The following is a 14,878-nucleotide window of genomic DNA, read 5'->3' on the forward strand; positions in this document are numbered from 1 at the left end:
TTTTTTATCAATTGCATCTAATTTTTCGAGGCTTTTATGTAATCTGTGTATCTTTGTTTTACAAGGTACTAGTTTAGATTAATTCTGTCTTCAAATTTTATCATAAAATGAGCAATTGCTGTATTTCAATTTTGAATAGGCATTGTTCATTTTTTTGTTATATTTTCAATTGCTAAGTAAAATATTTTGAAAACCGCCATATCGTTAGGAAAAACTTTTTTATTTCTAATAACTTTTCGTAATTGACTATTAACAGATTCAATAGCATTTGTAGTATAAATTACTCTTTTAATTTCTGGTGGATAACTAATAAAAACCATTAAATTATCTCAATTTTTATATCAAGATTTAGTAATTTGAGGATATTGTTTATTTCATTTATTTTCAAACGATTCTAAAGCTTGCATTGCTTGTTCTTCACTACATGCACTATAAATTGGTTTTAAATCTGTAACTAGAGATTTTCGATGTTTGTATGAAACATATTTTAAACTATTTCTAATTTGATGAACTATGCATAATTGATGTTCGGTTTTAGGATAAACCGATTGTATTGCTTCTGACATGCCTGTTAAATTATCACTACAAGCAATAAGAATATCATTTAAGCCTCGATTTTTCATTTCTGTAAAATTAGATAATCAAAATTTAGAACCTTCATTTTCACTAATTCATAAACCTAAAACATCTTTTTTACCTTCTAAATCAACTCCTAGTGCTATATAAACTGATTTGTTAATAATCCGTTTATCTTGTCGTACTTTAACTACTATACAATCAAAATAAACAATCGGATAAATACTTTCTAATGGCCGATTTTGCCATGCTTTGACATCATCAATAACATCATCAGTAATTTGACTAATAACACTTTCACTAATATCTGCACCATGATATAACTCTTGCAACTGCATTCTAATGTCAGATACTGTCATACCTTTTGCATATAGTGAAAGAACTTGTTGATCAAAACCATCAAATCTTCTTTGTCTTTTTGGCACTATTACAGGAGTAAAATTACTATTACGATCTCGTGGTACATCAATTTCAATTTTACCTTCTTGAGTTATTAATTTTTTTGAAGTTATGCCATTACGAGCATTTTCACTATTACTATGTTGATTTTTTTCATATCCTAAATAATTTTGCATTTCAGAATTCAACATTTTTTCCACTAATCTTTTTGTTAATTCTTTATATAAACCTCCTTCTTTAAAAACTGTTGTTAAATCTTCAGTATTTTCTAGTAATAAATCTACTGCTTGTGATATTGGATCATTATTATTAATGTTTTGTTTTTTAACCATTTGTAACTCACTCTTTCTGGTCATTTAATTATATTTACTAGAATTAATTAAACATAGTTATTTTTGTAAGTTACACAGATTACTAAACATTACCAATTTTTCTTTTTTCTCAATTTGTTTAATTCTATTTTTAAAATGTCTAATAATTTTTATAAATTCTTCATCTTTTTTGTTTTTTAAAACATCCATTAATTCATTATTAGTCACAAAAAATCACCCCCGATATAAAAATATTACTTTTAATTTTAAATTAAAAGTAATATCAAGATTTTTTGTGAAAATTAAAAAAATAAATGCCTCCATATTGGTTTAATATAACAATTCTTATAAAATCTGATGCTGATTTTAGTTTTTCTTTAATTGCGAATCTATTATTTTTAAATATTTGTTCAAATATTAATACATCACTATTTTCTAAATTTTCTATTTCTTTTAAACTGATAATTTTGATATTATTAAGTATCTTATGTTGTTGTTTTTCATTTTCAGTAATTTCTCTATTTTTTTCATTTTTAGAAATTCATAAAATAACTTCCTGTTCATGTTGATGTAATAAAGCCGCATAAATTATATTATTTCTTACAGTAATTGGTATTTCTCCAATTCATACAAAATGAATTGGATATTTATTATCTATAACTGGCATTTTTTTAATAACTCTTATATTTTATTTAAATGCATTGCTTAAAAATGATAATTCATCTTCAATATTTAATCTTGGAAATAATAATTCTTTTTTATTAACATATTTATTAAAAAATTCATTCAAGTTAATATTGACTATTGGTTTAGTAATTTTTAAGACACCCAATTGTTCATGAATTTTTAATGAACTATTAACCAAAATTGGACTTAATAAAGCACTACCAATAATTAAAATATTTGCTAATAAATTTAAAATATTATGTAATTCAATAGTTTTATTATTTTTATGTAAATCTCATGGTTTGGTTAAATCAATTAATTTATTACCACTAGTTATTAATTTAAAAACGACATTAATTGCTTCATGAATTTGATACTCATCCATTTCAATATTAAAATCATTAATAGTACTTTTAATAATTTTAATTATTTCTATTGCTTCTGGTTGTAACTTATTTAAATTAACTTTGGGAATTTTACCATCACAATATTTAATGATCATTGTAACTGTTCGCGAAAGCAAATTACCTAAATCATTAACAAGATAAGAGTTATAACAATTTAAAAATAATTCATGACTATATTTTGCATCATGACCAATAATAATTTCTTTCATTAAAAAAAACCGTAATCCATCTGCACCATAACGATTTACTAATACTAAAGGATCAATAACATTACCTTTTGATTTTGACATTTTTCCTTCTTCATTAGTAATTCAACCGTGGGCCAAAATTCGATTTGGTTGTCTCAAGTTTAATGCCATTAATAAAATTGGCCAATAAATCATATGAAAACGACTAATTTCTTTACCAACTAAATTCACAATTTCACAATTTGAATCTAGTCAAAATTTTTTAAAATTAATGTCATCATCTTGTAAATAACCTAATCCTGTTAAATAATTACTTAATGCATCAATTCAAACATAAATAACATGTTTTGGATCTTCTAATACTGGTACCCCTCAAGTAAAACTCGTTCTAGTAACACTTAAATTTTCTAAACCCGGCGTAATAAAATTATTAATCATTTCCGTTTTACGATTAAGTGGTCATAAAAATAATGGATGTTCATCATAATATTTTAATAATTGTTTAGTATATTTTTCCAATTTTAAAAAATATGATGGTTCTGATAAAGTAGTAATATTACCTTGACATATTTTACATTTATTATTAGTTTTATTAATTTGGCTATCTGTCAAAAATTCTTCACAAGAAATACAATATGACCCTTCATATTTTCCCAAATAAATATCATTTTGTTTTAATAATTTGCTAAATATTTTTTGAACACTTAAAATATTATTTTTATTAGTTGTTCTAATAAATTTATCATAATCAATATTTAAGTTTTTTCATAAATTCTTAAACCCAACAACAATATCATCAACAAATTTTTGTGGAGTTTGTTTATTTTCATCCGCCTTTTCAGCAATTTTTTGACCATGTTCATCACTTCCGGTTAAAAAGAATACTTCATAACCTTGCATTTTCTTATAGCGAGCTAAAACATCAGCAATAATTGTTGTATAAGCATGTCCCAAGTGTAATTTAGCACTAGGATAATAAATGGGGGTAGTAATATAAAATTTTTTTGTCATTATTTGCTCCTAAATTTAATAATTATAATTTTACATTAAAATAGCATTATTTATTGTAATACTTATTTAAATTAATAATATTTTATTAATTTTAATTTTACAAGGAAATTATCCCCACGTGTACTAGTGTGGAGGAAAAAATGAATTGAAATGAATTCAATAGCATATTTCAAACTGAAAACGATTGTTTGAAATATATAGCGAAGTTGAAAATAATGAAATGCATCAGGTGTGCTTCTTCTAGTTTGAATACTTCTGATTTGAGAAGAATACGATGTTTGAACTGTAACCAAACATTTAGTATTCTTTATGGAACCATTTTTTATAAGTCACAGACCCAAATGACATCTTGGTTTTATCTCATCTTTAGATGAATAAACACAAAGCATGGCATACCAGCAACCGATGTTGCAAGGGAATTGGGTGTGACCTATAAAACAGCTTGAAGAATGTGTCATGAAATCAGGACTAGAATCGGAAATCAAGATGCAGGTTTCATTGTTGATGGCACAGCACAGATGGATGAAATGTATATTTCACATTTAGGTTTTAAAAAACAAGGAAGATCCTTGTTGAATAAAACTTTGATTGTTGGAGTTTATGAGAAAACCAGCAACAAACTAATTGTGAAGGTGCTGAAAAATGCAGATGAAAAAAACCTTTTAAGATTTGCGTTGAAACACATTTTTACTGAGTGCTGTCTATTTACGGATTCTTGGAAGGGATATGTAAGTTTCAAAAACTTCTATCCCAAACATGAAATCGTAAATCATGAAGTTGGGTATGTGTCACCAACAGGTGTAAACACAAACCAGATTTAATCAGCATGAAAGCACATACGACGAACTTTCCGAACACACATAAGAGTTTCAAAGCACAATATTCATTTATATGCAAAAGAATCAGCATATAAATTCAATAACATACCTAGTTTTGAAACTGTAATTTTGTGTTTGATTTAAATACATGTGGGGATAATTTCCTAGGTAGGCTTTTATCTCCATTTATGTGATAAAATTTAAAAATAGTACATAAAGGGATAAAAGCCTTTTACAATTAAAGTTTTTATAAAATGGAACATTTTTGTTGATATTGATTTTCATTAAAACCATTATCAGAGTTAACAGCATCTATATCAACGTTTAAGTAAAACTGATAATCACTATTTACGTGTTAAATAACACTACTTTTTTCATTATCATAATTATTTACTGGTAAATACTGATTACCGTTACTCATTAATGGTTGATTTTGTAATTTTCTTGAACTTGCAAAATCATATCAATGTCTCAAAAGATCGTTTTTTTCTCATTGTCTTCTTTTTTCTTTTTCTATTTTTTCTAAAATATTATTAAGTTTTAAAATTTTTAATCCAACCTTTTTCAATTCTTCTTTTTGATTACTTATATTAACTTTTTCACATACTATTTTGTTAATTCGTTTTTTTTCAAAATTATAATAACCAAAAGTTAAAAACTTAACTAATTTATTCTTAAATTTAAAATTTTACTTGTTTTTTGTTTTTCGAAAATTTCTAACTTTTTAACACTATTTATATTATAAGAAAGAAATATAGATTGTTTTTTAATATTTGAGTGCAATGTTTTTTCACATTTATATTTCTTATTATTAATATAATATAATATTATTTTTATTTTATTAATTTTCTTTTTTAATAAATTAATATCTATTTCTCCATTATCTTTTAAGTATCGATCATCTAAAACATCACAAAAGTGTTCTTCACTATCATAGCTTGTAATAAAATTAAAATCTTGATCTATAAAAGGAAAACTATTATCGATTTTGTATTTCTTCATAATTTTCACTCCTTAAACTTATATAATCTAGTGACTAATTACAATATTTTCTTAATCTTTTATTTTTATTGATTATTAGATAAAATAAAAAAACAAAAATTAATAAATTAAATGCTAATTAAATTTAATATTAAACATTATTTATCTTTAAAAACTTTTTTAAAAATATAATCAACATTTATTAAAAAAATATTATTATTACAACATTCATTTAACTGTTCACTAGTTAAATATTGATTAATATTATTCTTTATTAATACATCTTTAAAATTAATCATTTTATTTTGTGCTTCTAAAGTGCATTTTTGAATAAAATCATAAGCAATTTCGCGTGTTATTTTTGGATTATTTTTAATAATAGCCAATAAAACTACTTGTGAAAAATAAAGTTCATTAACTTTAGCAATATTATTTGCCATGGCACTAGTATTAATTACTAAATTATCTAAAATATTTGTCATTCTATTAATAATAAAATCTAATATATGATAAATATCAGGTAACATAATGCGTTCATTAGAACTATGAGAAATATCACGTTCATACCATAATAAATTATTCTCATATACTATACTATTATAACTTCGAACTAATCTTGCTAAACCACAAATATTTTCAGAACCAATTGGATTTTTTTTATGTGGCATCGAACTTGAACCTTTTTGTGAAATAGAAAATCCCTCTAAAAGTTCATTAACTTCGCTACGTTGACTTAAACGAATTTCTAAAGCTATTTTTTCAATTGTTGTAGCAATTGAACTTAATTGTGTAATTAAAAAAATCAAACGATCACGTTGTACTACCTGCGTAGCACAACTGTCAACTTCCATTTTTCATTTTTTGGCAATAAATTCGCTAACTTTTGGCGAAATATGAACAAAATTACCCATAGCACCCGTAATTTTAATAACTTCAACTTGTTTTCTTGCCAACTCCAACCTTACTAACTGTCTATTTATTTCATCGTATCATAAAGCAAATTTTAATCCTAATGAAGTTGGTTCACCAAAAATACCATGACTGCGACCAATTAATAATTGATTTTTATATTTAAACGCTAACTCTTTTAATTTAAATTGTAAAGTAATTAAAGCTTTTTCAATAATTTCATTTGAAAATTTTATTTGTAGATTTTGGACACTATCAACCATATCGGTTGAAGTTAAACCATAATGAATTCAACGACTTTCAGTTTTTAAGTTAGCACTTAACATTCTAGTAAACGCAACTACATCATGTTTAGTTTCTAATTCTAATTTATTCATTAATTCAATATCTAACTTAGCATTTTTTTTAATTAATTGAAAATCTTTAAAAGGAATTATATTTAAATGTTGTAATGATTCACAAACATCAATTTGAAAATTCATTCATAAGTTTAAACGATTTTTCATATTTCAAATATTATTCATTGCTTTTGTTTCGTAACGTTCAATCATTTTTACTCCTTAATAAATATAGTTTGTTTACGATCTGGACCAACAGAAAATATTCTAATCGGAACACCCACCAACTCACTAATTTTTTTTAAATAATTTTTAGCATTTTCTGGTAATTCATCATAACTAGTAATATTAGTAATATCTTCATTTCAGCCAGGCATAGTAATAAAATGTGGTTGACATTTATTAAAGTTATTAATTTGAGAAGGTATGTATCTAATTATTTCGCCATTTAAAGTATAATGCGTACAAACGCTTAATGTTTCAATACCAGTAAGCACGTCTAACAACATAATAGCTAAACTAGTAAATCCATTAATTTGTGCACTATACTTAGCAATAACTGCATCAAATCATCCGATTCTTCTTGGTCTTTTCGAAACTGTGCCATATTCATTACCAGTCATACGAATATAATCTGCTAATTTACCAAAAACTTCACTAGGAAACGCACCAGCACCAACTCTTGTACTGTATGCTTTAGTTACACCAATAATTTCATTAATTGCTTTTAAAGAAATACCTGAACCAATAGCAATTGAACTAGCACTTGGATTAGAAGATGTTACAAAAGGATATGTACCATGATCTAAATCTAATAAAGTACCTTGTGCTCCTTCAAATAATATCTTTTTATTTCTAACTAATTGTTCATTTAAAAATTGACCGGTATCAATAATTAAATCTTTAAAGTATGGTAATAATTCTAATAAACGATTATATATTGTTTGCGCATTAAATTCTTTTTCATATCCATAAACATTTTTTAATATTTTATTTTTAATTAGCAAATTATCAGTAATCAATTCTAATAGTCGTTCCTTATCTAACAAATCGCCCATTCGAATTCCAATCCGATTAACTTTATCAGCATAACAAGGTCCAATTCCTTTTTTAGTAGTGCCAATAGCTTTATCACCCTTAATTTTTTCTTCATATTCATCAAATGCTAAATGATAAGGTAAAATAATATGAGCACGATCAGAAATTCGTAAATTTTGACAACTAAAACCAGCAGCTTTTAAATATTCAATTTCAGAAACTAATTTTTCTGGATTAACAACACAACCATTAGCAATAACACAATATGAATCTTTATTAAAGATACCAGAAGGAATAATACTTAATTTATATTTTTGATGATCAAAAACAATTGTATGTCCGGCATTATCACCACCACTTCAACGAACAATAACATCAGAATTTTGACTATAATAGTCAGTTATTTTGCCTTTTCCTTCATCACCTCATTGACAACCAATAATAGCAGTAGTTTTAAATGGTTTTGGTTGATCAATTTTTGATATTAAAATATTTTTAGTATTGACAATTTTATTAGTAATTTTTTGATTTTCTTCTTTTATTATATGTTTTGACTTTTCAAAATCTACTTTCATCTTATTAATGATTGGCTTAAGAGTGTCAGTTTTTATTGATTGCGTTTTTACTTTAGTTGCTTTTTTTACATCTTTAACTTTTGGTTTAATAGTTTTATTAAGTTGTTCAACTTTAGTTTTTGCCTTTTCTATTGTTGGTTTGATTATATTTTTTTTTGCTTTCATATTGTCTCCTTTATACTCAAAAAAAGTATTTATAAATTTATAAATTAATTATATAATTATTTAATAATGATTATCAAAATATTGTTATTAAAAATAAACTAGTAAAGGAAACTTAAAAAATGAAATGAAATTTTGATAATGACAGTTTTCAAAATGATAATAATGATGATTTTGACAAACTTTGTCCTATTTGTAAGCAGAAATTACTAGAAGCAAAACTTGAAAAAATAAATGAAATAAATCAATATCAGCAAACACAAAATGATATTTTATTAATTGAAGAAATTAAAAAAGAATTAGAAAAAATTAAAAAAGAAAAAGAAATACAACTTTATGTTTACTTATGTAGAAAACATAAAAATGAAAATATTCTTTAATATTTTTATAACCTGAGTTGTAAATATAAATGGGACAGTTTTTTAAAATAATTGTATTAAATCTATTGGTCTTTTATAAGAGAGCGATTTTCTGGGTGTAGAATTAATTTGAAATGCTATAAAATTTAAATCTTTTTGTTTATATGAAGATAGATCTGTAGATTTTGGTAAATATCTTCTTAAAATACCATTATTATTTTCATTTAAACCCCTTTGGCAAGGTTTACCAGGATCTGCAAAATAAATTTTGACATTACAAATTTTTTCGATTAATCTTCATTTACTAAATTCTTTACCACGATCAAAAGTAATGGTTTTAACTGTTCCTTTTTGTAACTTTGAAATAAATTTTATTATACTTTTCGTAATATTTTCTGATTTATGATTTTTAGTTACTAAAGGAATTGTGGTTTTTGATCATATATCAGCCAAAGTAATAATAGAACTTTTATGATCTTTGCCAATGATAGTATCACCTGCTAAATGACCAAATTCTTGTATATTTTTAATATTAGGAATGATTAAATTTCTTTCATGAATAGACTTACAATTATTAATTTTGCCCCTAGTTTCTTTTTTTTGTGAGATTTATTTTTGCCTTTTCTCAATAAGTTATTTTCATCAAAACCCATTCGATTTGTTTTAAACATGTTATATAAAGTTTTTGTTGAAATACTTTTTATTTTATTTTCCTTTAAAAAGTTAGCAATTATATCAAGAGCATACTTTTTAGTAATTAACAAATGATTAATACTATTAATTTTTGTTAAAGTTAAAATTATTAATTTTCTGCCTGCATTTTGTTTATTTTTTTGAAATTGATTCAATATTTCTAATGGCAATAAGTTTTTATTTAATAATCTACAAACTCTATGTACAGTTGATTTACTATAATCAACAATTTTTGCTATTTTACGAATCGAAAATCCATAATTTTTATATTATTTTATTGCTATTATTGATTCAATACTCAGATACTTATACATTGCGCTAATTCCTTTCTTTTCTTAATTATAGAACTAACACAATTTAATTTTTATATAAGTGTCCTTTTTAATTTTACAATTAAAGATATATTAATTATTTTTTATTATATTTATTCATAATATTTTCAAATTTACTATCAGTAATTCAACTACTAATGCTTTCTACAAAAAATTGTTTATGATCGTTTATATTCTTTAACTCATCATTACTAAACTTACTCAAAACTCAATCAGCCGTGTTAAAATTAGGATTTTTACCAACACCAATTCTTAATCTTTGAAAATATTTACTACCAATTTGATTAAAAATACTTTTAATTCCATTATGACCAGCAGCACTAAATTTTTGTTTATATTGAAATTGACCAAAATTTAAATCAACTTCATCGTGAATAATTAACACATTTTCAATTTTAATTTTAAAATAATTCATAAAATTTGAAACACAAAAACCTGATAAGTTAATAAAAGTTAATGGTTTCAAAAAAATAACATCAGTGCCATTAACAACGGTTTTAACATATTGACCATTAAATTTAGTTTGATTAATTTTTAATTGTAATGTTTCACAAATAATATCAATAACAATAAAACCGATATTATGACGTGTCAATTCATACTCTTTACCTGGGTTTCCTAATCCAATAACTAATTTCATCTACTTTAAATTTCCTCTTTATTATTTTTTACTATTTTTATTATTAATTTTTTTTATTAATTCATTTGTTTTATCATCATAAACTTTTGTTAATGATTTATTATTAATTTTTTTTATTAATTCATTTGTTTTATCATCATAAACTTTTGTTAATGATTTATTATTAATTGAAGCATCAATCATTTTTGCAATAAAATCAGCAATTGAAATAATTTTTAAGCCATTAAATTTTTTTTCTTCAGAAATTTCGATAGTATTAGTAATAACAACTTCCTTAATAATTCCATCAATAACAGCTTGTTTCAAATTTTTTGAAGCTTGCCCACTAAAAATACCATGAGTAGCTAAAATATAAACTGATTTTGCACTATGTTCTTTAATAGCTTTTGCTGCATTAATAATAGTACCACCTGTATCAATCATATCATCAATAATAATAGCATTCTTTTCTTTAACATCTCCTAATACAAACTTAACTTGACTTTGATTAGGAGTTGTTCTTCTTTTATCAATAATTGCCAAAGGTACACTTAAATAATTACCTAATCTTCGAGCACGAGTAACACCACCATGATCTGGAGATACAACAACTAAATTAGTTAAATTTTCTTCAATTAAATAAGATGCTAAATCTTGAGTTGCTCGTAAATCATCAACAGGAACATCAAAAAATCCTTGTTCTTGTGGTGAATGTAAATCAACAGTAATAACACGATCAACACCCGCAACAGTTAATAAATTTGCAACAAGTTTACAAGTAATAGGTTGTCTACCACCTTGTTTTCGATCTTGACGAGCATAACCAAAATAAGGAATTACTACATGAATTTTAGCAGCAGATGCACGAACTAAAGCATCAACAAAAATTAATAATTCCATTAAATTATCATTAGTTGGCGGCGAAGTTGATTGGATAATATATACCACTTTCCCTCGTACTGATGTTATAGATTGAATGTTAAATTCACCATCAGCAAAACGACTAATTTCCGCTTTTCCGGGTTCAATATTAAGTTTTTTACAAACTTCTTGTGTAAATTTTTGACTAGCACTTAAACCAAAAACTACAATGTTTTCTACATTATTCATTAAATACTCCTTTACATGTTTCTAAAAATTATAATTATAATTTCATTATACAATGTTTATTACAATTTAAGTATATTAAATTTAAAGACTATTAATTAAAAATAATTAATAAAAAGTTATATCTTTTGCAAGAAAAAATAAAATCATTATAATAGTTAACGGATAATAAATATTTAAAAATATGTTTATTAATAAACAAGGATTATTGCTGAGGTGTTTTATATACTTATTATCCACAATCTAATATCATTAATTTTAATAAGGCTTTTATCCCTTTATGTACTATTTTTAAATTTTATCACATAAATGGAGATAAAAGCCTACCTAGGAAATTATCCCCGCATGTATTTAAATCAAACACAAAATTACAGTTTCAAAACTAGGTATGTTATTGAATTTATATGCTGATTCTTTTGTATATAAATGAATATTGTGCTTTGAAACTCTTATGTGTGTTCGGAAAGTTCGTCGGATGTGCTTTCATGCTGATTCAATCTGGTTTGTGTTTACACCTGTTGGTGACACATACCCAACTTCATGATTTACGATTTCATGTTTGGGATAGAAGTTTTTGAAACTTACATATCCCTTCCAAGAATCCGTAAATAGACAGCACTCAGTAAAAATGTGTTTCAATGCAAATCTTAAAAGGTTTTTTTTCATCTGCATTTTTCAGCACCTTCACAATTAGTTTGTTGCTGGTTTTCTCATAAACTCCAACAATCAAAGTTTTATTCAACAAGGATCTTCCTTGTTTTTTAAAACCTAAATGTGAAAGATACATTTCATCCATCTGTGCTGTGCCATCAACAATGAAAACTGCATCTTGATTTCCAATTCTAGTCCTGATTTCATGACACATTCTTCAATCTGTTTTATAGGTCACACCCAATTCCCTTGCAACATCGGTTGCTGGTATGCCATGCTTTGTGTTTATTCATCTAAAGATGAGATAAAACCAAGATGTCATTTGGGTTTGTGACTTATAAAAAATGGTTCCATAAAGAATACTAAATGTTTGGTTACAGTTCAAACATCGTATTCTTCTCAAATCAGAAGTATTCAAACTAGAAGAAGCACACCTGATGCATTTCATTATTTTCAACTTCGCTATATATTTCAAACAATCGTTTTCAGTTTGAAATATGCTATTGAATTCATTTCAATTCATTTTTTCCTCCACACTAGTACATGTGGGGATAATTTCCTTTAATAATTATTCTGAAACGTATTTATTATTAATAATAGTAAATAACTGGTAAAACATTGAAAATGTTAATTCTTCAGATCTTATTGTTAATGATCAAGATAAGTCGTTAATTAAATTAACGGCTTTTTCTTTACTATTTAAATAAATACCCAAATTGTTAACTAATGTTTTTCTCTTATTAACAAAGCAACTTCTTACAAATTTTCAAAATAATTGTGGTTCATCAAGTTGAAATTTAGGATTTACTTTAAAATAAACAACACTACTTGTGACATTAGGTATCGGAGTAAAATTATTAGGACTAACATCAAAAATAATTTTAACATCACAATAAAATTGACACATAACAGAAAGATTATTATATACTTTAGTTTTAGGTTTAGCACAAAATCTTTGTGCAACTTCTTTTTGCATCATTAATGTAAATGAATCAAATAATTCAATATTTTCTAATAATTTTAAAACAATTTGTGAGGTAATATAATAAGGCAAATTTGCAATTACATGAATTTTTTGATTTATTGCAAATTCTTCATTAATGATTTTTTTTAAATCTAAATTTAAAAAATCATCATTTATAATTTTTAAATTTTTGTATTCATTTAACTCTTTTTCTAAAACAGGAATTAATTTTTTGTCAATTTCAATTGTCACAACTTTTTGCGCAGTGCTGAGTAATTTATTGGTTAAATGACCAATGCCCGCTCCAATTTCAACAATGCCATCTTCATCTTTAAAATTACTAGTTTTAACAATTTTATCAATTATATTATTATTAATTAAAAAGTTTTGTCCAAACTTTTTAACTGCATGTAAGTCGTATTTTTTCAATATTTTTTTTGGATTTTCCATGATTATTCTCCAATTCACATTTTTAGTTAATTATATACTAGTAATAATTAAACAAATAGTTAGCCAACTAATCATATATGCTAAATTTACTACTAGCAAATCTACATGTGGTAATATTAACATATATCAACTTAATAAATAAATATTAATTTGAGTGGGAAAAGGAGATGATTTTTATATGGCAACAAAAATAGAGGCTGCTAATGACGGACACAATAACCAAGACGTTAATATTGTTTCTCTAGATTTAGGAACAAGAAATTTAATTGTCAGAGTTAATGGAAGGGTTGTTTATAGTCAACCATCAGCAATTGTATTTGATACAGAAAACGGAGAAGTATTCATCGGTGAAGCTGCTTTATTAATGAAAGAAAAAACTCCAGCGAATAAAATTTTCAGAGAACCAATGGCTAATGGTGTTATTAGTGACAATAATGCTTTGATTGCTTTATTAACTGAAATTTTTACACAAATTATTGATGTGAAAGCTGAAAAAATTTGAGAAAATTCAGTAGCACTTGTAGCTATTCCATCTAAGGTTTATAAATTAGATAGAACTGTTTTACGTGAAATTCTACAAGGAAAAAAAGTAGCTAAAATTCCAATTTATAGTGATAAATTTCCCAATAGATATAATGCAAGTAATGAAAGCGTAATGAAAGGTGAAAAAGTTGTTATTGTTCCTGAAGTAAAATTGGCAGCTATTGGTGCTGGGGAAGCACTTTGAGATGCTTCAGGAGTATTTATTCTTGATATTGGTGGTGGAACTTCTGACTGTGCCATTTTATCAAGTGGAGAAGTTATTGTTCAAGATTCAATTCCAATTGCTGGAAATGCTATTGAACGTAGTATTAAAGAACATTTTGAAAAAATGCACTATATATCTCTTAGCTCAATGGAGGCTGAAAAAACAAAAATTAGTGCTGGTATTTGAATAGATGGTGAAAAAGATAGTGAAAATAAAATTACTATCCATGGAAAAAGTACTAAAACTAAAAAACCTGAACAAATTACAGTTCCTAAGCAAGAAGTAGCTAGAGTAGTTACCGAAGCCTTTGAACCAATTGTTGCACTATGTAGTGACATTATCGATAAAGCCGGACCTGCCTTTTCAGAAATGATTATGAAAGACGGTTTAACTATCACTGGCGGGGGTGCTTTGCTTGAAAATATTACAACTTATCTAAAAAAACGACTAAATTTAGAACATGTGGTATCTGCTAATAATCCAAGAGAGTGTGTAATTAGAGGAACTCAAGCCTATGAAACTCATAAACAAGATGTATATGAAAAAGGATTCATTAGACCAAGTAATTAAAATTCC

At 25.2% G+C, this 14,878-nt stretch carries 15 protein-coding genes and 1 pseudogene; 3 read left to right on the forward strand and 13 right to left on the reverse strand.

Annotated features, from left to right (window positions below):
• Window positions 1-68: 68 nt before the first annotated feature.
• From AAHM78_RS16170 to metG, 4 genes are read right to left on the reverse strand one after another with little or no spacing between them, the layout of a single operon-like run.
• The gene (locus AAHM78_RS16170; protein WP_342255227.1) at window positions 69-1,307 is read right to left on the reverse strand and encodes an IS256 family transposase; all 1,239 of its coding nucleotides are present in this window, start codon (window positions 1,305-1,307) and stop codon (window positions 69-71) included.
• A gap of 57 nt (window positions 1,308-1,364) precedes the next feature.
• Complete coding sequence (locus tag AAHM78_RS16175) at window positions 1,365-1,514, reverse strand: hypothetical protein (RefSeq protein ID WP_342253884.1); 150 nt, start codon at window positions 1,512-1,514, stop codon at window positions 1,365-1,367.
• Window positions 1,515-1,557: 43 nt separating this feature from the next.
• On the reverse strand, window positions 1,558-1,953 hold the full coding sequence (locus AAHM78_RS16180; RefSeq protein WP_342253885.1) for a glycosyltransferase: 396 nt from the start codon (window positions 1,951-1,953) through the stop codon (window positions 1,558-1,560).
• A 21-nt stretch (window positions 1,954-1,974) separates the two neighbouring features.
• Window positions 1,975-3,558: a methionine--tRNA ligase gene (metG, locus tag AAHM78_RS16185; RefSeq protein ID WP_342253886.1), complete on the reverse strand. Its 1,584-nt coding sequence runs from the start codon at window positions 3,556-3,558 to the stop codon at window positions 1,975-1,977.
• A 245-nt stretch (window positions 3,559-3,803) separates the two neighbouring features.
• Here metG and AAHM78_RS16190 point away from each other — a divergent pair, with 245 nt between their 5' ends.
• Window positions 3,804-4,379, forward strand: a complete 576-nt coding sequence (locus AAHM78_RS16190; RefSeq protein ID WP_342253887.1) for an IS1595 family transposase — start codon at window positions 3,804-3,806, stop codon at window positions 4,377-4,379.
• Between the two features lie 352 nt (window positions 4,380-4,731).
• Here AAHM78_RS16190 and AAHM78_RS16195 read toward each other — a convergent pair whose 3' ends face one another.
• From AAHM78_RS16195 to AAHM78_RS16210, 4 genes are all read right to left on the reverse strand, one after another.
• A complete protein-coding gene (locus AAHM78_RS16195; protein ID WP_338987871.1) occupies window positions 4,732-4,944 on the reverse strand; it encodes a hypothetical protein in 213 nt (70 codons plus the stop codon).
• Window positions 4,945-5,039: 95 nt separating this feature from the next.
• Complete coding sequence (locus AAHM78_RS16200) at window positions 5,040-5,378, reverse strand: hypothetical protein (protein WP_342253888.1); 339 nt, start codon at window positions 5,376-5,378, stop codon at window positions 5,040-5,042.
• A gap of 137 nt (window positions 5,379-5,515) precedes the next feature.
• Window positions 5,516-6,790: an adenylosuccinate lyase gene (gene purB, locus AAHM78_RS16205; protein ID WP_342253889.1), complete on the reverse strand. Its 1,275-nt coding sequence runs from the start codon at window positions 6,788-6,790 to the stop codon at window positions 5,516-5,518.
• A 29-nt stretch (window positions 6,791-6,819) separates the two neighbouring features.
• Complete coding sequence (locus AAHM78_RS16210) at window positions 6,820-8,382, reverse strand: adenylosuccinate synthase (protein WP_342253890.1); 1,563 nt, start codon at window positions 8,380-8,382, stop codon at window positions 6,820-6,822.
• A 119-nt stretch (window positions 8,383-8,501) separates the two neighbouring features.
• On the opposite strand from AAHM78_RS16210, the gene AAHM78_RS16215 reads away from it, so the two are divergent.
• Entirely contained in the window at window positions 8,502-8,759 is a 258-nt protein-coding gene (locus AAHM78_RS16215; RefSeq protein ID WP_342253891.1) for a hypothetical protein, read from the forward strand.
• A gap of 42 nt (window positions 8,760-8,801) precedes the next feature.
• Here the strand turns inward: AAHM78_RS16215 and AAHM78_RS17355 are convergent.
• The 5 genes and pseudogenes from AAHM78_RS17355 to rsmA all read right to left on the reverse strand — a co-directional run bounded on the left by AAHM78_RS17355 (window position 8,802) and on the right by rsmA (window position 13,554).
• A pseudogene (locus tag AAHM78_RS17355) lies at window positions 8,802-9,745 on the reverse strand (IS30 family transposase).
• 94 nt (window positions 9,746-9,839) lie between these two features.
• Window positions 9,840-10,403 (reverse strand): aminoacyl-tRNA hydrolase, encoded by a 564-nt coding sequence (gene pth / locus AAHM78_RS16230; RefSeq protein ID WP_342253893.1) that lies wholly within the window; start codon window positions 10,401-10,403, stop codon window positions 9,840-9,842.
• Window positions 10,404-10,424: 21 nt separating this feature from the next.
• Window positions 10,425-11,492 carry a ribose-phosphate pyrophosphokinase gene (locus AAHM78_RS16235; protein ID WP_342253894.1) on the reverse strand — a complete coding sequence of 356 codons (1,068 nt, stop codon included), beginning with the start codon at window positions 11,490-11,492 and terminating at the stop codon, window positions 10,425-10,427.
• Window positions 11,493-11,840: 348 nt separating this feature from the next.
• Entirely contained in the window at window positions 11,841-12,161 is a 321-nt protein-coding gene (locus AAHM78_RS16240) for a transposase (protein WP_342253895.1), read from the reverse strand.
• A gap of 547 nt (window positions 12,162-12,708) precedes the next feature.
• On the reverse strand, window positions 12,709-13,554 hold the full coding sequence (rsmA, locus tag AAHM78_RS16245) for a 16S rRNA (adenine(1518)-N(6)/adenine(1519)-N(6))-dimethyltransferase RsmA (RefSeq protein WP_252320606.1): 846 nt from the start codon (window positions 13,552-13,554) through the stop codon (window positions 12,709-12,711).
• A 178-nt stretch (window positions 13,555-13,732) separates the two neighbouring features.
• Here rsmA and AAHM78_RS16250 point away from each other — a divergent pair, with 178 nt between their 5' ends.
• Window positions 13,733-14,872, forward strand: coding sequence for a rod shape-determining protein (locus tag AAHM78_RS16250; protein WP_342253896.1), 1,140 nt, complete (start codon window positions 13,733-13,735; stop codon window positions 14,870-14,872).
• The last annotated feature ends 6 nt before the right edge of the window (window positions 14,873-14,878 follow it).

The sequence above is a fragment of the Spiroplasma endosymbiont of Zeiraphera isertana genome, assembly GCF_964030805.1.
GTDB lineage: Bacteria > Bacillota_I > Bacilli_A > Mycoplasmatales > VBWQ01 > Spiroplasma_E.